The sequence below is a fragment of the Polynucleobacter alcilacus genome (assembly GCF_018881545.1).
GTDB classification, from domain to species: domain Bacteria; phylum Pseudomonadota; class Gammaproteobacteria; order Burkholderiales; family Burkholderiaceae; genus Polynucleobacter; species Polynucleobacter alcilacus.
This window is the reverse complement of sequence record NZ_JACVQD010000001.1, coordinates 736,754-754,363: the sequence shown is the minus strand read 5'-3', so window position 1 is coordinate 754,363 and position 17,610 is coordinate 736,754. Positions and strand designations below refer to the sequence as shown.

Annotated in this window: 20 protein-coding genes; 9 read left to right on the top strand and 11 right to left on the bottom strand. The window is 45.1% G+C overall.

Going from position 1 to position 17,610, the window contains the following annotated elements:
• Positions 1 to 22 precede the first annotated feature (22 nt).
• Complete coding sequence (locus ICN45_RS03865; protein WP_216173390.1) at positions 23 to 742, top strand: sulfite exporter TauE/SafE family protein; 720 nt, start codon at positions 23 to 25, stop codon at positions 740 to 742.
• Positions 743 to 746: 4 nt separating this feature from the next.
• On the opposite strand, the gene ICN45_RS03860 is transcribed toward ICN45_RS03865, so the two are convergent.
• Complete coding sequence (locus ICN45_RS03860) at positions 747 to 2,375, bottom strand: SulP family inorganic anion transporter (protein WP_216173387.1); 1,629 nt, start codon at positions 2,373 to 2,375, stop codon at positions 747 to 749.
• A 31-nt stretch (positions 2,376 to 2,406) separates the two neighbouring features.
• Positions 2,407 to 2,808 (bottom strand): DUF2177 family protein, encoded by a 402-nt coding sequence (locus ICN45_RS03855; RefSeq protein WP_216173384.1) that lies wholly within the window; start codon positions 2,806 to 2,808, stop codon positions 2,407 to 2,409.
• 88 nt (positions 2,809 to 2,896) lie between these two features.
• On the opposite strand from ICN45_RS03855, the gene ICN45_RS03850 reads away from it, so the two are divergent.
• A complete protein-coding gene (locus tag ICN45_RS03850; RefSeq protein ID WP_216173381.1) occupies positions 2,897 to 3,337 on the top strand; it encodes a universal stress protein in 441 nt (146 codons plus the stop codon).
• 80 nt (positions 3,338 to 3,417) lie between these two features.
• Here the strand turns inward: ICN45_RS03850 and ICN45_RS03845 are convergent, their stop codons facing one another.
• Both ICN45_RS03845 and ICN45_RS03840 read right to left on the bottom strand, forming a co-directional pair.
• Positions 3,418 to 4,839 carry a M23 family metallopeptidase gene (locus tag ICN45_RS03845; RefSeq protein ID WP_216173379.1) on the bottom strand — a complete coding sequence of 474 codons (1,422 nt, stop codon included), beginning with the start codon at positions 4,837 to 4,839 and terminating at the stop codon, positions 3,418 to 3,420.
• 65 nt (positions 4,840 to 4,904) lie between these two features.
• Positions 4,905 to 5,846 carry a 3-hydroxyacyl-CoA dehydrogenase NAD-binding domain-containing protein gene (locus tag ICN45_RS03840; RefSeq protein ID WP_216175618.1) on the bottom strand — a complete coding sequence of 314 codons (942 nt, stop codon included), beginning with the start codon at positions 5,844 to 5,846 and terminating at the stop codon, positions 4,905 to 4,907.
• 91 nt (positions 5,847 to 5,937) lie between these two features.
• On the opposite strand from ICN45_RS03840, the gene ICN45_RS03835 reads away from it, so the two are divergent.
• The gene (locus ICN45_RS03835; RefSeq protein WP_216173376.1) at positions 5,938 to 7,071 is read left to right on the top strand and encodes a mandelate racemase/muconate lactonizing enzyme family protein; all 1,134 of its coding nucleotides are present in this window, start codon (positions 5,938 to 5,940) and stop codon (positions 7,069 to 7,071) included.
• Positions 7,072 to 7,157: 86 nt separating this feature from the next.
• Here the strand turns inward: ICN45_RS03835 and ICN45_RS03830 are convergent, their stop codons facing one another.
• From ICN45_RS03830 to ICN45_RS03815, 4 genes are all read right to left on the bottom strand, one after another.
• On the bottom strand, positions 7,158 to 9,170 hold the full coding sequence (locus tag ICN45_RS03830) for a TRAP transporter permease (protein ID WP_216173373.1): 2,013 nt from the start codon (positions 9,168 to 9,170) through the stop codon (positions 7,158 to 7,160).
• A gap of 72 nt (positions 9,171 to 9,242) precedes the next feature.
• Positions 9,243 to 10,193, bottom strand: a complete 951-nt coding sequence (locus tag ICN45_RS03825; protein WP_216173371.1) for a TAXI family TRAP transporter solute-binding subunit — start codon at positions 10,191 to 10,193, stop codon at positions 9,243 to 9,245.
• Between the two features lie 33 nt (positions 10,194 to 10,226).
• The gene (locus ICN45_RS03820; RefSeq protein ID WP_216173368.1) at positions 10,227 to 11,153 is read right to left on the bottom strand and encodes a dihydrodipicolinate synthase family protein; all 927 of its coding nucleotides are present in this window, start codon (positions 11,151 to 11,153) and stop codon (positions 10,227 to 10,229) included.
• 12 nt (positions 11,154 to 11,165) lie between these two features.
• The gene (locus ICN45_RS03815) at positions 11,166 to 12,095 is read right to left on the bottom strand and encodes a 2-hydroxyacid dehydrogenase (RefSeq protein ID WP_216173365.1); all 930 of its coding nucleotides are present in this window, start codon (positions 12,093 to 12,095) and stop codon (positions 11,166 to 11,168) included.
• Between the two features lie 84 nt (positions 12,096 to 12,179).
• Between ICN45_RS03815 and ICN45_RS03810 the strand changes: the two genes are divergently transcribed.
• Both ICN45_RS03810 and ICN45_RS03805 read left to right on the top strand, forming a co-directional pair.
• A complete protein-coding gene (locus ICN45_RS03810; RefSeq protein WP_216173363.1) occupies positions 12,180 to 13,121 on the top strand; it encodes a 3-hydroxyacyl-CoA dehydrogenase family protein in 942 nt (313 codons plus the stop codon).
• 22 nt (positions 13,122 to 13,143) lie between these two features.
• Complete coding sequence (locus tag ICN45_RS03805; protein ID WP_216173360.1) at positions 13,144 to 13,824, top strand: cytochrome b/b6 domain-containing protein; 681 nt, start codon at positions 13,144 to 13,146, stop codon at positions 13,822 to 13,824.
• A 19-nt stretch (positions 13,825 to 13,843) separates the two neighbouring features.
• Here ICN45_RS03805 and ICN45_RS03800 read toward each other — a convergent pair whose 3' ends face one another.
• Together ICN45_RS03800 and ICN45_RS03795 are read right to left on the bottom strand one after the other, a co-directional pair.
• Entirely contained in the window at positions 13,844 to 14,296 is a 453-nt protein-coding gene (locus ICN45_RS03800; RefSeq protein WP_216173358.1) for a c-type cytochrome, read from the bottom strand.
• A gap of 90 nt (positions 14,297 to 14,386) precedes the next feature.
• Positions 14,387 to 15,055 (bottom strand): site-2 protease family protein, encoded by a 669-nt coding sequence (locus ICN45_RS03795; RefSeq protein WP_216173355.1) that lies wholly within the window; start codon positions 15,053 to 15,055, stop codon positions 14,387 to 14,389.
• Between the two features lie 29 nt (positions 15,056 to 15,084).
• On the opposite strand from ICN45_RS03795, the gene ICN45_RS03790 reads away from it, so the two are divergent.
• Genes ICN45_RS03790 through crcB form a run of 4 tightly spaced genes read left to right on the top strand, consistent with a single transcriptional unit; the run spans position 15,085 to position 16,610 of the window.
• Positions 15,085 to 15,252 carry a hypothetical protein gene (locus ICN45_RS03790; RefSeq protein ID WP_216173352.1) on the top strand — a complete coding sequence of 56 codons (168 nt, stop codon included), beginning with the start codon at positions 15,085 to 15,087 and terminating at the stop codon, positions 15,250 to 15,252.
• 44 nt (positions 15,253 to 15,296) lie between these two features.
• A complete protein-coding gene (locus ICN45_RS03785) occupies positions 15,297 to 15,434 on the top strand; it encodes a hypothetical protein (RefSeq protein WP_216173349.1) in 138 nt (45 codons plus the stop codon).
• 9 nt (positions 15,435 to 15,443) lie between these two features.
• Positions 15,444 to 16,223, top strand: coding sequence for a 4,5-DOPA-extradiol-dioxygenase (gene ygiD, locus ICN45_RS03780; RefSeq protein ID WP_216173346.1), 780 nt, complete (start codon positions 15,444 to 15,446; stop codon positions 16,221 to 16,223).
• A gap of 9 nt (positions 16,224 to 16,232) precedes the next feature.
• Positions 16,233 to 16,610 carry a fluoride efflux transporter CrcB gene (gene crcB, locus ICN45_RS03775; protein ID WP_216173343.1) on the top strand — a complete coding sequence of 126 codons (378 nt, stop codon included), beginning with the start codon at positions 16,233 to 16,235 and terminating at the stop codon, positions 16,608 to 16,610.
• A 3-nt stretch (positions 16,611 to 16,613) separates the two neighbouring features.
• Here the strand turns inward: crcB and ICN45_RS03770 are convergent, their stop codons facing one another.
• A complete protein-coding gene (locus ICN45_RS03770; RefSeq protein WP_216173340.1) occupies positions 16,614 to 17,591 on the bottom strand; it encodes a Bug family tripartite tricarboxylate transporter substrate binding protein in 978 nt (325 codons plus the stop codon).
• Between the last annotated feature and the right edge of the window lie 19 nt (positions 17,592 to 17,610).

Below are 17,610 nucleotides of genomic sequence, written 5' to 3'. Positions count from 1 at the left end.
TTACCTATCTTTTATGTAAGCAATGCTAACTACGAGCTTGCTCTTGGCGGTGTTTCTGGGCGCTTTAGTTAGCGGCTGGCACTGCGCCTTGATGTGCGGTGGCATTGCGGCTGCCATAGAGCGTCCAGGGGCCCTAGAGATGCCATTAAGGTCTAAATCTGAGCTTTTTTACCTACAGGTAGTAATGCATTTTGGGCGGATTAGCACTTATGTCCTATTGGGAGCCATTGCCGGCTTGATGGGGGTCGTGGTTTGGCAACAAAATCTGCTTCCTATCCAACGCCCCTTATTTGCTATCACCTCGCTGATTCTCATTTTGATGGGCTGGCGTTTGTTAAGGCAGGGTAAATCCACAGGGGTTCTTGGCGGAAAATGGCTAAGTAGCAAAATTGCGGGCTATTGGGCTAAGCATTTGGGCCAAATGGCTAGCGGACCTTCTCGCTGGTTTAGCGGCATGCTTTGGGGTTTAGTGCCTTGCGGTTTGGTCTATAGCGTATTACCGCTCGCATTTTTATCCGGCGATGTGGCAACTGGTGCAGCCTTGATGTTCGCCTTCGGCCTAGGTACTTTGCCCAATCTTTTATTGATCTCTAAATTCTCTGCGGCGCTTACTCAGTTTGGGCATTATGTCTGGGTACGCTATTTAGCTGCCGCATTATTGTTTACAGCTGGCGGGTTTGGTTTGTATCGCGCTTGGTTATTGCCAGATGCATTGCTAAAAGGTGGATTCTGTATTTCTTAAAGAGTTAAGAAGAAGTCGCCGCTGCTATTCCGGAGATTAGGTCGGGGTAGAGGCAATCTTGCGGTAATTTTTCGAGGAAGCCGCTCCGCTCTGCCATTTCATAGGGCTGATGATCTAAGCCGCAGATGATTAGCCTGACATTGTGCACTTTACAAAGGTGGGTCAATTCGGAAATGGTTTCCATGCCAGAGGTATCAATGTAAATGACATTCTTCAGATCGAGCAATAAAGTTTGAGAGGGTAAGTTCTCTTCAATGGTTTCTAAGAGTTTGACCGCACCAAAAAAGATGGCACCATAAATTCGGTAGGCATCAATTTTCCCTTTGAGATTATTTAGTGCAGGATAAATTTTTGCTTCTGCAATTTCGCAGCGAGAAAGACTGGAGATGCGGTAAATAAAAGTAATAAAGGCTGAGAGTAGACCCACTTCTACGGCAACTGTGAGATCTAGAATCACAGTCAACAGAAAAACACTCAAGATAGTAATGCGATACGGTAGCCGAAATTGTTTGAGATCAATAAACTTTCGCCACTCACCCATATTCCAAGCGACATACATCAAGATTGCTGCAAGACTTGCCAAGGGAATGTTTTTAGCGAGAGGCGCCGCAAATAACACAATCGCTAATAAGGTGAGCGCATGGACAATCCCAGAAATAGGGGTACTCGCCCCACTTTCTACATTGGTGACTGTACGTGCAATCGTGCCTGTTGCCGGCATACCGCCAAAGAAAGGGGTGACTATATTTGCAACACCCTGAGCCATCAACTCTTGATTGGAATCATGGCGATCATGAATGAGACCGTCGGCAATCCGGGCGCAAAGCAAGGACTCAATGGCTCCCAGTATGGCTAAGGTAAGGGCAGGAGCCACCATATATTGTGCAGTACCCCAACTTACCGGTATCCATTCAAAGCTCGGCAGAGAAGAAGGAATGCCACCAAATTGACTGCCGATAGTATCTATTGGTAAATCCAAAAGAGTAGTAAAGACCGTTGCCAGAATCATCGCAATCACGGTTCCTGGTATGTGATGCAAAAATCCTAGACGCTTTTGAAAGAGTCTCCAGAAAATAATGATGCCCAGACTGCCACATGCGACAGTCAGTGCAATCGGATTGAATGTATCGGCGGCGAGATAGAGCGCTTGGACTGCTTGGAAAAAATGGGCAGGCATTTTCTCAATTTGGAGCCCAAAAAAATCTTTGATTTGCGATAAGCCAATCAAAAAGGCAATGCCATTGGTAAAGCCAATAATGACTGCGATGGGTATAAAGCGAACTAGGGTGCCAAGACGAAAAGCCCCCATGAGTATTAAAAATACTCCTGACATCGCTGTTGCTAGTAATAGGTTAGAAACCCCATAGCGCTCAACAATGCCATACACGATCACAATAAAAGCCCCTGCAGGCCCACCGATTTGTACGCGGCTGCCCCCCAGTAGCGAGATCAGTCCGCCAGCAATAATCGCAGTAAAGATGCCGGCTTCTGGTTTGAGTCCGCTAGCGATGGCAAATGCCATTGCTAAAGGGAGCGCCACAATACCGACAGTTATTCCTGCCAATACATCTTTGACAAAGAGAGTTTGGTCATAGCCCGCAAAAGTCTTGAAGAGTTTGGGTTGAAAAAACATTGGGGCTTTGGAGGTGGGGCTGTATCTATTGCTAGGACAGTCTATTTCCAACCCAGTAAGCAAATCCTGCTGTAAGTGCGGTTACAAAACTTCCCCAAGCAATATCTACCAATGCCAGACGAGTTGGAAAATCTCGGATGACGGCTAGATTAGTCAGGTCATAGGTCATATAGCAAAATAGGCCAAAGAGGGCGCCATATTGCAGTGCATATAAAAGAGATTGCTTTGAGAGGGCGGGAATGATGACAAAAATACACACGCCCAAGGCATACAGCAGATAGAAGGCGAGACCAGCAATAAGTTTGGGCTCACTTGCCATCAGATCACCCATGTCATTGCGATATAGGTTTTTAGCGATGCCTAAGAGCCAAACTAAATCAATTGCGATCAGCGTAACGAGAAACGAAAGATAGATGCCAGCATACTTGAGCAATTAAGTTATCCTTTTGAGCTTTAATAGACCAATAATAAGCATTATGATGGAAAGTACAGATTTCTAGTTCAATTTAAAGGGAGACAGTATGTTCAAGCATTTATTGGTGCCAGTAGATGGTTCAGATATTAGTAAAAAGTCCTTGAAAAAGGTGGCTGAGCTTGCAAAAGCAGATGGCGCTTCAGTGACCTTGGTTTATGTTTCTGATCCCTTGCCGCCAATGGTGTACTCCGATAGCACAATGGGTTATGGAATTACTCAAAAGGACCATCAGAAGGTCTGCGAAACCTACGCTAAAGATGTTTTCAAAAAAGCGGCAACTGCTCTTGGGTCAGGCATCACAACCAAGACCTTGCATATATCTAATACCAATTTATCTGAAGGTATTTTAGATGGCGCCAAAAAATCTAAGGCTGATGTGATTGTCATGGCTTCCCATAAGCGCACCGGCATTAGCGGGCTTTTACTGGGTAGCGAAACACACGAGGTGATTGTGCATACGAAGCTACCAGTATTGGTGCTTGGTTAATACCATCTCAGACTGAAAGACTGGGGTCCATCTGGACCCCTTTTTTTATTTCTATTCCATCTCATCTATTAGAAAGTAGGTCAGTTTTGTTTGATGGGGCTGCCCAGTAATAGAATTTCTCTCGTAAGTTGGCCGCTTTCGTTATCGCGCATAGACCATAAATCGAGTTGAGTCTTAGGGGCGTAAGGATCGACATAGATGCCATTTTTTCTGAGCTCAAAGTGTAGATGAGGGCCGGTAGATCTTCCAGTTGAGCCTACATAACCAATCTCTAATCCGCGACGCACATCATTACCTACTTCTAATTCAACGTTGTAATTACTTAAGTGGGCATAGTAGGTAAGATAGTTTCCGGGGTGTTCCAAGATAACTAAATTCCCAAAAGCACCGCTGTAACCAATATGGGCCACCTTCCCGTTGGCAACGCTAAAGATCGGTGTACCAATTGGGGCTGCATAATCAATTCCCATATGGGCGCGATAACGTTGTTTAGCCGGTGTTGCCTGCACGGTTGGAGCCTTATTACTTACGCGTTTGCTAGAGGAGACGCGTACGTTTCCTACTCCCCGTGAGATACGGCGATAGCTTAGCGGGTTAGTCCAAAACGAGCGCTCGAGAGACTCCCCGCTACCGGTAAAAAACCCTCCAGGGATCTCATTGCGATCTACCCAAAATGCGCTAGCAAATACCTCTTTATTAGTGGGATCAATAATTTCGGCAGCCCAAATTTGGGCCCATCTCTCGCGGTCACCAAAATCCACGATCAGGCGCACTACGCTATTGGAGTTCTCAAGCGAGTTATTTTCTTCTGGATAAATTTGCTTAATCAAAGAATTGAGCTCCCAAACCAATTCGACTGGAAGCCTATCTCCAACTTTACGCTGGTCATACAACACATCGCGCAAGGGAATACGAATCTCTGTGAGATTTTTAGATTCATTTCTGAGGTAGTCTTGTTGAATCAAAAAACCACCAAATGCTGATGGAGTAAAAGTCCAAACCTCGGTTTTGCTATCTTGAATCGGACCATTCATGATGCTAAGGGAATCAAAGCGATTACGACTTCCAAATGCGGCTGCGTATGGAATACATTCCCCACGCATGCGGTCAAAAAAGGTCTTAGTTTGGTTTTTAAAGAACTCAGATAGTTGTGGATTACTAATGCCAATGCTCTTTGGTAAGTTATCTTCGTTAAAGTTACGACGCATGCACCCTTGAACTACTCGGTAGTCCAAGTTTCCGGCGCTATCAAGCACGAGCTCATCAGGATCTTTGCGCTGAAAGAGTGCTGGATTTAGGCTATTGGTTTTTGATGCTCCACTGGCCGCAGGATCTTTGAAACCCCCAGGCTTGCTAGTCTGCACAATCACTTTTTTGCGTACTGGGTTAGTTTGGGCATTGGCTGTAGTAACTAACCCTGCGAGCAGGCTAAGACAAGTGCAGCCAATCAGAATGAGAGCCCCTCTCGAAAAGAGCGAGCGACAAGTTACTTTTTTATTCACCACGTAATTATCTAATAATGTTGCTTCTAATGCCGATAATTATGCTGTAGCGCAGCAAATTAAATCTAGCCTTGGTCTGGCGCAACCTTAAGCACTGCAAATGCCGCTTTTAAGCGTTCTTCATAATTCTTTTGAATGATGTCCGCCTCTTCTGCACTCCAACTTCGAAATCCAGCGCCTTTAGCAATGCCAGTTTTGCCACTTTTTACTAAGTCAGTGACGCAAGTAGGTGGAGTAGAGATATTAGATAAGGTGGGATAGATTAGCTCTGCAGCTAGGGCCATTCCTTCCCATCCAGAAATTTCTTTCTGCGTCATTGGGCCAACAGCGGCGTAACGAAAACCAAAGCTATAACGCACTGCCGTATCAATATCTTCTGGTGTAGCAATTCCTGCTTGTACCAGAGAGAGCGCTTCTCGCATTAAGGCATGTTGAATACGGTTTGCTAAAAATCCTGGAATATCTTTTTTTACCAACACCGGTTTTTTGTCATGTGCTTTATAAAACTCACAAACCTGATTCGCAATTTCAGGGCTCGATTGCTTACCTAAGACAATTTCTACCAGGGGGACAATATGGGCTGGCATGAAATAGTGGGTATTGAACATTCGATTGGCGGTGGCAAGATCTTCAGCTATATCACTTATTGGAAATCCCGAGCTATTGCTGCCAATAGGAATATGAGGAGGGACCCGTTGATCTAAATGTGCAAAGATCGCCTTCTTGAGGTCTAAGCGCTCCGAGACAGTTTCAATGATCAAATCCGTATCAGTCCAGTCGTTCCACTCAGCAATACTGCCCGCCAACAATTGACCACCTAATTTGGACCATTGCGCATTCGTAGAATTGGCACAGACTTTGATTGCATCGAAACAGGCCTCCGCTTTAGCTTGGGTACGCCCCAGGATGACGATATCTGTCCCATGGGCCAGAAACCCCCCTGCAATGCCTGCCCCCATTGTGCCCGTCCCTATTACGACAACTTTGCTCATAGCTAGTCCACCCATTGAAGAATTAATCACTGAATTATTCCTTATTCAGACTAATGCCTAGTATTTAATTTATCGATACAATAATTTTTTAAAATAAGGAGTCTAGATGCCGATTATCGAATCTGTGCAGGTTGCCACAGCAGTAGTTCCTTTAGATAAGGTCACTTCATTTTCTACTCGAACCGTAACCGAGCGCCACTACTGTTTGGTTAAAGTGCGCGCTAAAGATGGCAATGAGGGCATTGGCTTTTGTTATGTAGGTAGCGCTGGCGGTGATATTGCCAAGCTTGCTGTAGAACAATTACTAGCCCCAAAACTCATTGGTCAGAATAGCCATCGTAGCGAGGGTTTGTGGATGGAGATGTATAACGATTCGATTTTGCAAGGACGTTCTGGCGCAGTCATGCGTGGTATTTCTATATTGGATACAGCACTTTGGGATTTGAATGCCCGATCAGTTGGCTTGCCCTTGCATCAGTATCTCGGTTGCGTAGTGGATGATCGCGTACCTGCCTACGCAAGTGGGGGCTATTACTTGAAAGGTAAGACCCCTGCCATGCTCGGCAAAGAAATGGAGTCTTACGTTAAACAAGGATTTAAAGCAGTGAAGATGAAGGTTGGCCGCTTATCGCCAGCTGAAGAAGAGGCTCGCGTTAAAGCTGCTCGCAAGGCAATTGGTGATGACATTTTATTGACCCTCGATGCAAATAACGCTTGGCGAGATTTGCCTACTGCGCTAGAGTACGTGCGTCGCTTCGAGGCTTATAACCCCTATTGGATTGAAGAGCCATTCTCACCAGATGCGATTGATTTGCATGCGGCTTTAGCCCGCTCAACAAAAATCAATGTTGCAACAGGAGAGATGGAAGCAGGGCGCTGGCGTTTTAGAGAATTGATCGATGCAGGTGGCGCTATTATTTTGCAAGCAGATGCTGCAGTATGTGGTGGTATTACCGAGTGGCGCAGGATTGCTGCCTATGCAGATTCAAAAGGGGTGACTGTCTGTCCTCATTGGATGCATGATCTCCATGCACCATTAGTTGCCGCCACCCCAAATGCACGCTTTGTAGAATTCTTTTTAGATGACCAAGTGCTTAATTTCCGCAGACTCATTAATAAGCAGCTTACCTTTAAGAATGGTGACTTAATCTTGCATCAAACTCCAGGATTGGGATTTGAATTCGATGAGGCCGCCGTGAAGAAGTACGCTGGTAAAGCTGCCTGGACGAAGATTGTCTAGATCTTTGAGAGATTGCGTTCAAATTGATAAGGCCCGCAATTGCGGGCCTTATTACTAGATCAATGAGAATTAAGCTAACAATCAATCTAAATGGGTTTGCGATTTAGCTTTAAGTGAGTCATTGTTTGGGTGAGTAGGACTAAGCCAAAGCCAATGAAACCAAGCAGATCAGCTTCTGTTGAGGGATAAGCTAAAGCAACCCCAGAGACGACCATGATGACGCGCTCAAAGGTTTTGGTTTTCTCAATAAACCATCCTTGTAGACCACCAGCTAAACAGATAATTCCCACTACTGCAGTAAATGAGATCCAAGCAATCTGCATCCAATCAGCCTGCTCCAAGGCGCTACTGGATCCCATTAAGAGCAAGCTGACACCAGACTTGTCTAATACGAACATGAATGGCACCAGAATCGCCGGTGCTACATACTTCCAAGTTTGTAATGTCGTTTTATACGGATTGCCCTTACATATCGCTGCTGCTGCAAATGGAGAGAGGGCAGTCGGCGGCGAGACTTCTGAAAGAACAGCGTAGTAGAAGATAAACATATGGGCAGCAAAAGCTGGTACACCTAAGTTAATTAATGCCGGAGCAGCAATCACCGCGCAAATAATGTAAGACGCCGTGACAGGCACTGCGAGGCCAACGATCCAGACGATTAAAGCGGTAAAGATAGCAGTGAGTAAGAGTGATCCACCTGCATACTGAATGACGATCGAGCTAAATTTAAGACCGAGCCCTGTTAAGGTCACTGTGCCAACAATCAAGCCAGCACCCGCGCAGGTAGCGGCAATTGCCAAAACCCCTGTTGAGCCTGCAGCAAGTGCTTTTGTGAGGTTGGAGTTAAATAAGCCAGAGAAGATGGGTTCTTTGCCTTTAAACCAAGCCCAAGGAATGATGGCTGTATCTTTGCGTAGCATGCTGGAGAAAGCCGACACCACCGTTGCCCAAAATACTGACATGACTGGTGAGAAACCAAACATCATGAACACTACAATTGAAATAAGAGAAAAGAAATGGAACCAGTATTTTTTGGTGAGCTCCCATGCACTTTCTGCGGATTCAAAATGAATGTGCTTCATACCGTATTTGCGCACATCGATTTCTACCATGACAAATAAGCCAAGATAAAACAGGATGGTTGGAATAGTTGCCATCAGCAATACATCCAGATACGAAATCTTGAGGAAGTCTGCAATCAAGAATGCGGCTGCGCCTAGAACTGGTGGCGAAATAATGGCACCTAGGCCCCCGGCAGCTAATAGACCACCAGCGGCATTCTTTTCGTAACCCACCTTCTCTAGCATTGGCGCTGCAACAGATCCTACAGTAACAGTAGTAGCCACTCCAGAGCCAGACGGACCACCCATCAAGAAGGAAGACAACACAATGGTTCTGCCAACGCCGGAAGATTTACCGCCCATAGCCGCAAAGGAGAAATCAATAAAGAACTTACCTGCGCCAGTAAATTGCAAAAAGGCGCCAAAGATCGTGAATAGAATAATTAAGGTGGCAGATACATCGACCGCAGTCCCATAAATGCCCTCAAGCGTCATATACATATAGCCAACCAAACGAGAGAGGTCATATCCTTTATGAGTCCATGGTGCTGGGAGGTAATTACCAAAAAGGGCATAGAGCAGAAACAAAACAGTAACCGAAACTAATACCAGGCCATTGGTTCTTCTCACGCTTTCCAAAATGAGTAGGATGAGTCCAATACCAATGATGACGTCGGTTGAATTTGGCGCAGTATTTCTGTCCATGAAATCATCGCCACCAGCCAGAATGTAATAAGCGATCGCAACTGATCCTATAGCAAATAGTACATCCCAAAACATGAGGCGATTTTTAAAGCGGGCTGCAATCGGAAAACTTAGGAACACTAAAAATAAGACTAGAGCAACGTGAATGACCCGCAGTTGGTGAGTTGGAACAATCGAATAGGCGGCATAGAGATGAAACAAAGACATACCCACTGCAACCAAGGTAATAAATGTAGCCAAAAGCCCTTTGTAGTCATTGGAATCGCCCTCCTCTTGCTTAATGAAGGCATCCAGCTTTTCTTGGGTTTCGTTATCGATTACGTTTTGGTTCATATCTCAGCCTATTTTTATATTTCTATAGCGCAATAATGCAGAAGGGGTGAGATTCACTCACCCCGATAAAGCTTAGTTGACTTTGATACCTTTTTCTTTAAAGTATTTCAATGCGCCGGGATGATAGGCAACTGGCGTCGCATTCGCTTTTTGATTTTCTAGTTTTACATTCCTATATTCGGCATGTGAACGAACTAGCTCAAGTTGATTATCAAAAATAGCCTTGACAATTTTATACGCCTCATCATTCGGCATATTGGCATTGACAACGAGGATGTTGGCAACGGCAGCCACATTATTATCTTTAGCCATACCACTATAGGTCTGCTTGGTAATCACCGATGGAAAATACAAGTTTCCATATTTTTTATTCATGGCAGGAACTTCAGCCGATGTATCTACCATGACAATTTTCATGCCAGGACTATTGGCTAAGTCTGTAACGGCTGCTGTTGGTAAACCGCCGACCCAAAAAAATGCATCAATCTTGCGGTCTTTTACCGCATTCACAGACTCAGCAACACTCAAGCGTTCGCGTTTAACATCTTTATTAGGGTCAAGACCAGCTGCTTCAAGTAGACGAAATGCCATCACTTCAGTTGCGCTACCTGGTGCTCCAGTACTAACACGTTTACCCTTGAGGTCACTCATAGTTTTAATGCCTGTAGATTCAACTGTAGCGACATGCATGAGGTTTGGGTAGAGTATGAGTAAGGTGCGAACATCAATGGGCTTATCTTTAAACTTGTCAGCACCAGTTTGAGCATCTTTTGCTGCATCTGCCATGGAAAAACCAACATAGGGATTGCCAGTACCTATTAGCTTTAAATTATCAACAGAGCCCCCTGTAACTTCAGCAGTTGCTGACATTCCCGGTACCTTGCTTGAAAGTACTGCTGCAAGACCACCACCCATTGGGTAATAAACGCCACCAGTACCACCAGTAGCAATTGAGATATTTTGTGCATGAGCACTAGCGCATAAAAAGCCGAGTGATAAGGTAATGATTTTGAATAGTTTCATTTTGTCTCCTATTTATCTCTTGAAGATTTTGAATTACAGACCTGGCATGCTGAAATTAATTGCTTTTAACTCACTCAATAACATGGCTTGTTGGTCAGCACTCAACTGCACTAGTGGTGGGCGTACTCTTAACCATTCGGGATCATTGCTGTAATGCGCCACTGCGGTTTTCATGCCGGCAATCATTTGATATTTAGCAAAAATTCCGCGTATTTGATCTAAATCTGCTTGGCGTTCATCAGCATCAGACTCTCTCCAGTGTGTCGCTACGTCAGCAATTGCTTTTGGATTGACGTTTGCAGTCGCAGAAATACAGCCAACGCCACCAGCACGTAAGGTACGCATCAGAAATGTTTCACTACCTGCATAGACACGGAAGCCCGAGTGAGCCAATAGCTTAATGACAGATTCTGTGTATTCCCAATCACCAGAGCTATCTTTCATACCAACTACAGTTTTTGGGTACTCTTTTATTAAGCGTTCTAGTAGTGCGAGACTTAAATTGATTTTGGTAACAGGAGGGATGTTGTAAATATAAATTTGTAATGCTGGATTTCCAATCCTTTGAATTACTTCAGAAAAGTAGGCAAACAGACCATCATCTGTAATATCTTTGTAGTAGAAGGGTGGCAACATCAATACACCCGCACATTTATGGCTCACAGCATGGGCGGTCATTCTATAAGTGCTTTCGACAGAAGTTGAGCCAGTACCGGGCATCATATGCTCTGGGTTTAAGCCGCCTTCAATCAGTGCGGTAAGCGTATTCATCTTTTGTGTGGCTGACATCGAATTTGCTTCGGAGTTGGTTCCAAAGATTGCCTGACCAACACCATTTGCCTCTAGCCATTTGCATTGCTTGAGCAATTTTTGTGCGTCTGGAGTGCTATCTGCTTTGAACGGTGTTAATACTGGGGATAACACTGCAGGTAGAGTGGATGGAATTAAAGAAATGGTCATGCTGACTCCGTTTTAATAATGTACTTCCGAGAGAAGTGGTTGTTGTGTAAAGAAAGCTTCTAAATTATCTACCGCTAAATTGGTCATGGCTATCCGTGTTTCTGCGGTGGCGCTCCCAATATGAGGGGTTAATAAAACATTTTCAAGATGTAAAAAAGCAGTATTGGGATGAGGTTCATTGTCGAATACATCTAGAGCAGCTCCAGCGATCTTTTTATGCTGCAGTGCATCTAAAAGAGCAGTCTCGTCGACTACGCTCCCGCGAGCTATATTAATCAGGTATCCAGTGGGTCCTAGGGCCTCAAGAACCTCGGCATTAATCATTCTTTCAGTATCTGGGGTAGCAGGGCAGGCCAGAAAGAGAACATCACAATTCTGGGCTAAATCTTTAACGCTGAAATAGTGCTTATAAGGTAAGGGTTTTGGATTTGGCCCAGAGTACGCGATGGCAACTTTAAAAGGTTCAAGTCGTTTGGCTAAGTCTTGACCTATGCGTCCCATGCCCGCAATCCCCACACGTTTGCCTGCTAGGGTGGTGGTCAGCTTGAATGGGGCCTGAGACCATGCGAGACTTTTGACGTATTCCTGAGATTCAGGGAGGCGCCGCAGAAGTCCAAACATCATCCCTATCGCTAATTCACAGACAGCATCATTTAGGACGCCCGGAGTATTAGTAGCCTGAATGCCATGCTGCTTTAGGTAAGCCAAGGGTAGGTTGTCGTAGCCCACGCCACAAGTAGCTACTAGGTGGATGCTCGGAATTTGTTTTACCAAAGCTTCAGGCAGCTTGGTATTGGAGCGAATCAAAATCGCCTCAAAGTTTCCGGCTGGCGCTGGAGCTTGGGGATCTAGATGGCGGGTAGGGGTAAAGCGTCGATCTATTTCCGCCTGCATCATTTCAGGGAAATGGCCGACCTGTAGCACCGAATTGACGGGGATCATGTCTCACTATGTTTTTTATTGGAATAATGGTCTCATTGTATGTGGATTTTTAGATAAAAGTCTGTCCCTTTAGGAGAATTTGTCATGTTGTTTACCCCAGCTGAAACCAAAGTAGTCATTGTCGGCGGTGGCACGATGGGGGCCGATGTTGCTGCAGTTTGCGCGCGAGGGGGCTGTGCCGTCCAGGTGGTTGAACTGACTACTGAGCGCCGAGCCTTATTACCGGATTACTTTGTGAATACCATGACTGAACTCGGTTATGAGCATCGTATTCATCTTCTAACGGTCGCTGGCACATTAGAAGAGGTTGATTGGTCTGATATCGACTTGGTAATTGAGTGCGTTCCAGAGCGTCTCGATATCAAACAGGAATTATTTGCCAAGCTGGAAAAGTATGCAAAACCGGAAGCAGTCTTAGCAAGCAATAGCACTAGCTTTCCGATTAGCCAAATTGCAGCTGGATTGAAAACAGCGGCTCGCATGATTGGTTTACATTTCTTCATGCCAGCCCATTTGGTTCCCTGTGTAGAGGTTGTCTATGGTGAAAAAACGTCGCCGATGGTTGGCGAAAGCCTATCAAGATTAATGACTGCCTGTGGCATGGTTCCCGTAACGGTCAAAAAAGATTTACCAGGATTTTTGGCAAACCGATTGCAGCATGCCTTATCGCGTGAAGCCTTCTCCATGGTAGATGCAGGTATTTGTAGCCCCGAAGATATTGATAAGGCGGTACGTTTTGGTTTTGGCTTTCGGTACATTGCAGCTGGCCCAGCAATGCAGAGAGATCATGCGGGACTGGAGATTCATGCTGCTGGTGGAACTACCATTTACCCCTCTTTAAATAACTCGTCCACTATTGCAAAGTGCCTAAGCGAACGCGTAGCCAGCGGAAAATTTGGCATGAAAACAGGAGAAGGTTTTTATCCTTGGACTGCAGAAACAATTCAGGCAGAGCGCAAGCGCTATCAAGAGGCTTTGCGGGAGGGTTTAAAAATCATTCAAAAAGACTTGCCGGAAATTCAATAAGACTTTGCTTTATCCTTAATGCATGAAGAAAATAATACGTGTTTGGGATTTACCTATTCGGCTATTTCATTGGCTATTGGTGTTCTGCATTGTTGGCAGTTTGATTAGTGTCAATCTTGGCGGTAATGCAATCGAGTGGCATGCCCGTTTTGGGTATTGCATTTTGACCTTACTGTTATTTCGGCTCAGCTGGGGTTTCATTGGCTCTAAGCATGCACGTTTTACATCATTCTTTCCAACGCGCCAGGGTTTGCTTAATTATCTTCAAGGTAGGGGGCCTCAATATCTAGGACACAATCCCTTGGGAGCACTTTCGGTATTTGCTTTATTAATAGCCTTAAGTGTTCAAGTAGCTACGGGTTTATTTGTCGATGATGAGATTGCTTTTCAAGGCCCATTCGCCAAATATGTATCGAATGCAACCGTATCACTTCTATCCAGTATTCACGAAGGCAATCAAGTGGTGATTTACAGCTTGATTGCAATCCATATTGCTGCCATCGTTTATTACCAGAAATTCAAGGGAGAAAATCTTGTGAAGCCCATGTTAGACGGTGATAAAGAAATTGACCCAAGCCAGGAAGCAAATTACTTGCCTTCGGACTTGGGTCATGCCTCCAAGGATGGGGCTCTACAACGTGGAATAGCGCTGTTTTTGTTGAGCGTGATCGCGGTAGTGGTCGGCTACCTGATTACAAAATAAATTAGCAATACTTTCAGAATTACTTCTTCCTAAAGTCATCATGGCAATTCTTGCAGCTTGCCCCTGTAGCGCCAAAGGCTTTCTTAATACTTTCCAAGTCGCCAGATTGAGCGGCTTTATTTAAATCGACTGCAGCCAACTGCATTTTTTCAGAAGCCGCTTTGAACTTGGCGCTATCTGACCAGATATCAGACTGTGCTTTGCCGCCTTCAGTACCCGGTCCGAATGCCTGCCATGGCAAAGTGGACATCATCGCCACAATAGCGGCGTTCTTTGCAAGCTCATCTTTGTTGTAAGGGGCCTCACCTTTTACAACGGCACTAATTTTTCCAAAGGAGTTGCCCATCACTGTAAACACACTTTGACGATACTTAATGGCATCTTCGGGTTTTTGAAACTGAGCAAAAGCAACACCTGCACCAATAGCTAGAACTGTTGCGGTACCCGCTAAAATTATCTTGTTTAATTTCATATCAAACCTCTAGTAAGTAGTTATGTAAGGGGGGCTAAATCATTGGAAACTCAAAAACAGCATACCTCATATAGATGTCCTTTGTTTTACCTAGGCCCCGAAGATCATCTGTAGTGGAATCGTGAAAAGATAGAGTATCCATTTGAAGAAAGCCATCAAGGGCTCCATCCACAGACTGCCGATGATTCCAGTGAAGACTAGCGCCAGAACGATAAAAAATCCCCAGGGCTCTAGTTTGCCAAGCGCAATTGATTGTCGGGCTGGAAGCAGGCTGGAAAGAATCCGGCCCCCATCAAGCGGAGGTAGTGGAAAGAGATTAAAAACGAGCAAGCCAATATTCCAGGAAATTCCCGCTTGCGACATGGAGATAAGAAACTTTTCTTCGACTCCAAATCCCATTAGGCAGATGAGCAATACCGCCCAAATCAGCGCTTGAATAAAGTTAGACCCAGGACCGGCTAGAGCGACCCAAATTGAGTCAATTCTGGGGTTTCTGAGGCGTCCAAAATTCACAGGTACTGGTTTTGCATAGCCCACCAGAAATGGAGATCCGGTAATTAGGAGCACCAAGGGAATAAGGATAGTGCCAACGGGGTCTATATGCTTAGCCGGATTGAGGGTAACTCGCCCCAGCATATACGCCGTATTGTCACCAAATTGACGAGCCACATAACCATGGGCTGCTTCATGAATCGTAATAGCGAAAATTAAGGGAATCGCATTAATTGCGACAGCTTGGATAGAATAGTCAGTAATCATGGCAATATGATATCCATAGGAGCAAAAAAGTGACTGACGATAAGAAACCCGACCCAAAGAACCCGGCTAAACCATTAGTGGCTAAGCCGCCAGCACGTCCACCAGTCCCCAAAGGCCCATCTGGCCCAGCCGGAAGGCCTCAAGCAGGCTTTGGGGGCGGAAAAGGCATGATGCGCAAGGCCGGTCGCGGACGATAGTGGATAATTACCTCACTAATTAATGTATTTACAGAGGATTTAGCATGAACGAATGGCATAACGAATCTAAAGAAGAAATTAACAAAAAGATCATTACTTTGGTTGTGATGCTAGCCGCCGCTACAAGTCTGGCGATTTTGTTTGCATTGGTAGCAGCTCATACTGGTTTCGTATTCGGCTAATTCGCATTAATGACTAGCCAGCGCCAACCTGCAGTTTTCGCTGGCCATGGCAGTCCTATGTATGCTATCGAGCCTAACCGTTACACCACGGCTTGGGCTGATCTCAGTAAATCGTTCAAGCGGCCCGATGCCATATTGCTCATTTCGGCGCATTGGGTAACCCGAGGAGTATGGGTCACCGCGATGCCAAAACCTAAAACGATTCACGACTTTGGTGGCTTTCCGCAGGAGTTGTTTGAGATTGAATATCCAGCGCCTGGAAGTCCCGCGCTAGCCGATCGTGTTCAAGAATTATTAAATGTCCCCATTGTTCTTGAAGAGAATGAGTGGGGCATTGATCATGGCGCATGGTCTGTTTTGAAGTACATGTATCCAGCAGCAGATGTTCCAGTGGTGCAACTCAGTCTAGATGGTTCCATGTCAGCTCGCCAGCATTATGAGTTGGCTAAGCAATTGCGCCCTTTACGTGATGAAAATATCCTGATTCTATCAAGCGGTAATGTAGTGCATAACTTGCGGACTATTCATTGGCAGCAAGACGCAGAACCTTATCCTTGGGCTAAAGACTTTAACGATTTTTTTGTATCTCAAATTCGCGCTAATCATCATGAACCATTGATTGACTGGGAGAAGTATGGTGACTCAGCGCATTTATCTGTCCCCACAGCTGAGCATTATTGGCCGGCTTTATATGCCCTTGCATTACAAGAAGAGGGTGAGCATGTCAAAATCTACACTGATGGTATCGAAATGAGCTCCATTAGCATGCTCGGCTTTTCAATTCAATAAATCAAGATTATGTGGCCATCTATTTTCGCAGTCTTTTTTGGTGCCGGTTTCGGCGCCCTATTAAGAACGGCCTTTAATTTCTTAATGGCAGGAACCGCTTCAATTATTCCTTTGGGTACTTTGATATCCAATCTAGTCGGTGGCTACCTGATTGGTATTGCTATTGCCTTCTTCGGAAATAATCCAAATCTCTCGCCTGAGTGGAAGCTTTTTGTAATTACGGGTTTTCTTGGCGGTTTAACGACCTTCTCTAGTTTTTCTGCTGAGGTAGTTGTGATGATGCAGCGTGGAGAATTTACCTGGGCATTAGGTACAGCACTGCTGCACCTTGTTGGCTCTTTAGTTTTAACCTTCTTAGGTATTCTGACTTATCAAGCGCTGAAGTAAATCTTATTCTGGTTTGATGTTAGCGATTTTGACTACAGCGCTCCATTTAGCCGCTTCTGATTTGATTAATGCTGCAAATTCTGCTGGACTACCACCACCAATTTCATTGCCCTGCGAGAGCATTAATTCACGTAGCTGAGGATCTTTAAGGGCTTCGTTGGCAGCCGCATTTAATTTATCAATGATTGCCTTTGGGGTACCTTTTGGCACGATCAAACCTTGCCAATTTAGAACTTCTACCTTTGGATAGCCCAGTTCTGCAAAGCTAGGAACATTCGGTAGTAATGGCGAACGTTTTTTGCTGGTAATGGCGATGGGACGAAGTTTGTCTGCTTTGATGTTCGGTACGGCTGAATACATTTGGTCAAACATGAGGTCAACGTTACCCGCCATGAGGTCTGTGAGTGCAGCTGAGCCACTCTTATATGGCACATGAATCATGCTGATGCCTGCATTGAGTTCAAATAACTCAGCAGATAGCTGATGACTTCCACCAATACCTCCCGATGAAAAAGTCAAAACACCTGGCTTGGCTTTTGCAGCATTCACAATATCTTGAATTGTTTTATAAGAAGAGTTTGGGTTGACTACGAGAACGAGCGGGCCCTTTTCCACCAACATCACAGGGCTTAAATCGGTTTCAGGGTCGTAACGCAAATTGCCGAATAAGGTTTTATTGACTGCCATGGGGGCGAAGTTGCCCATACCAATGGTGTAACCATCTGGTGCAGCGCGCGCAACGAACTCCGTGCCAATATTGCCGCCAGCGCCAGGTTTATTATCAATCACAATTGACTGTTTCAGAAGGACACTCATTTTTTGAGCAATCTGGCGACTACGTGAGTCAGCGCTGCCACCAGCTCCATAAGGCACGATGAAATTAATGGGTTTATTGGGGTAGTTAGTCTGCGCAAAAGACATGGGACTGAAGACGACCCCAAAACCTACTAGACAAATAAATAAGCCTTTTAACGTTCTCATTTTTATCCTCTGAATACTA

What these genes read in the sequence shown, in the direction of transcription:
- ICN45_RS03785 (WP_216173349.1), top strand. Translation starts at nt 15,297, where the DNA reads ATGAACGAATGGCATAACGAATCTAAAGAAGAAATTAACAAAAAGATC.
- ICN45_RS03835 (WP_216173376.1), top strand. Translation starts at nt 5,938, where the DNA reads ATGCCGATTATCGAATCTGTGCAGGTTGCCACAGCAGTAGTTCCTTTA.
- ICN45_RS03860 (WP_216173387.1), bottom strand. Translation starts at nt 2,375, where the DNA reads ATGTTTTTTCAACCCAAACTCTTCAAGACTTTTGCGGGCTATGACCAA.
- ICN45_RS03770 (WP_216173340.1), bottom strand. Translation starts at nt 17,591, where the DNA reads ATGAGAACGTTAAAAGGCTTATTTATTTGTCTAGTAGGTTTTGGGGTC.
- crcB (WP_216173343.1), top strand. Translation starts at nt 16,233, where the DNA reads ATGTGGCCATCTATTTTCGCAGTCTTTTTTGGTGCCGGTTTCGGCGCC.
- ICN45_RS03800 (WP_216173358.1), bottom strand. Translation starts at nt 14,296, where the DNA reads ATGAAATTAAACAAGATAATTTTAGCGGGTACCGCAACAGTTCTAGCT.
- ICN45_RS03825 (WP_216173371.1), bottom strand. Translation starts at nt 10,193, where the DNA reads ATGAAACTATTCAAAATCATTACCTTATCACTCGGCTTTTTATGCGCT.
- ICN45_RS03795 (WP_216173355.1), bottom strand. Translation starts at nt 15,055, where the DNA reads ATGATTACTGACTATTCTATCCAAGCTGTCGCAATTAATGCGATTCCC.
- ICN45_RS03810 (WP_216173363.1), top strand. Translation starts at nt 12,180, where the DNA reads ATGTTGTTTACCCCAGCTGAAACCAAAGTAGTCATTGTCGGCGGTGGC.
- ICN45_RS03805 (WP_216173360.1), top strand. Translation starts at nt 13,144, where the DNA reads ATGAAGAAAATAATACGTGTTTGGGATTTACCTATTCGGCTATTTCAT.
- ICN45_RS03820 (WP_216173368.1), bottom strand. Translation starts at nt 11,153, where the DNA reads ATGACCATTTCTTTAATTCCATCCACTCTACCTGCAGTGTTATCCCCA.
- ICN45_RS03865 (WP_216173390.1), top strand. Translation starts at nt 23, where the DNA reads ATGCTAACTACGAGCTTGCTCTTGGCGGTGTTTCTGGGCGCTTTAGTT.
- ICN45_RS03840 (WP_216175618.1), bottom strand. Translation starts at nt 5,846, where the DNA reads ATGGGTGGACTAGCTATGAGCAAAGTTGTCGTAATAGGGACGGGCACA.
- ICN45_RS03850 (WP_216173381.1), top strand. Translation starts at nt 2,897, where the DNA reads ATGTTCAAGCATTTATTGGTGCCAGTAGATGGTTCAGATATTAGTAAA.
- ICN45_RS03830 (WP_216173373.1), bottom strand. Translation starts at nt 9,170, where the DNA reads ATGAACCAAAACGTAATCGATAACGAAACCCAAGAAAAGCTGGATGCC.
- ygiD (WP_216173346.1), top strand. Translation starts at nt 15,444, where the DNA reads ATGACTAGCCAGCGCCAACCTGCAGTTTTCGCTGGCCATGGCAGTCCT.
- ICN45_RS03815 (WP_216173365.1), bottom strand. Translation starts at nt 12,095, where the DNA reads ATGATCCCCGTCAATTCGGTGCTACAGGTCGGCCATTTCCCTGAAATG.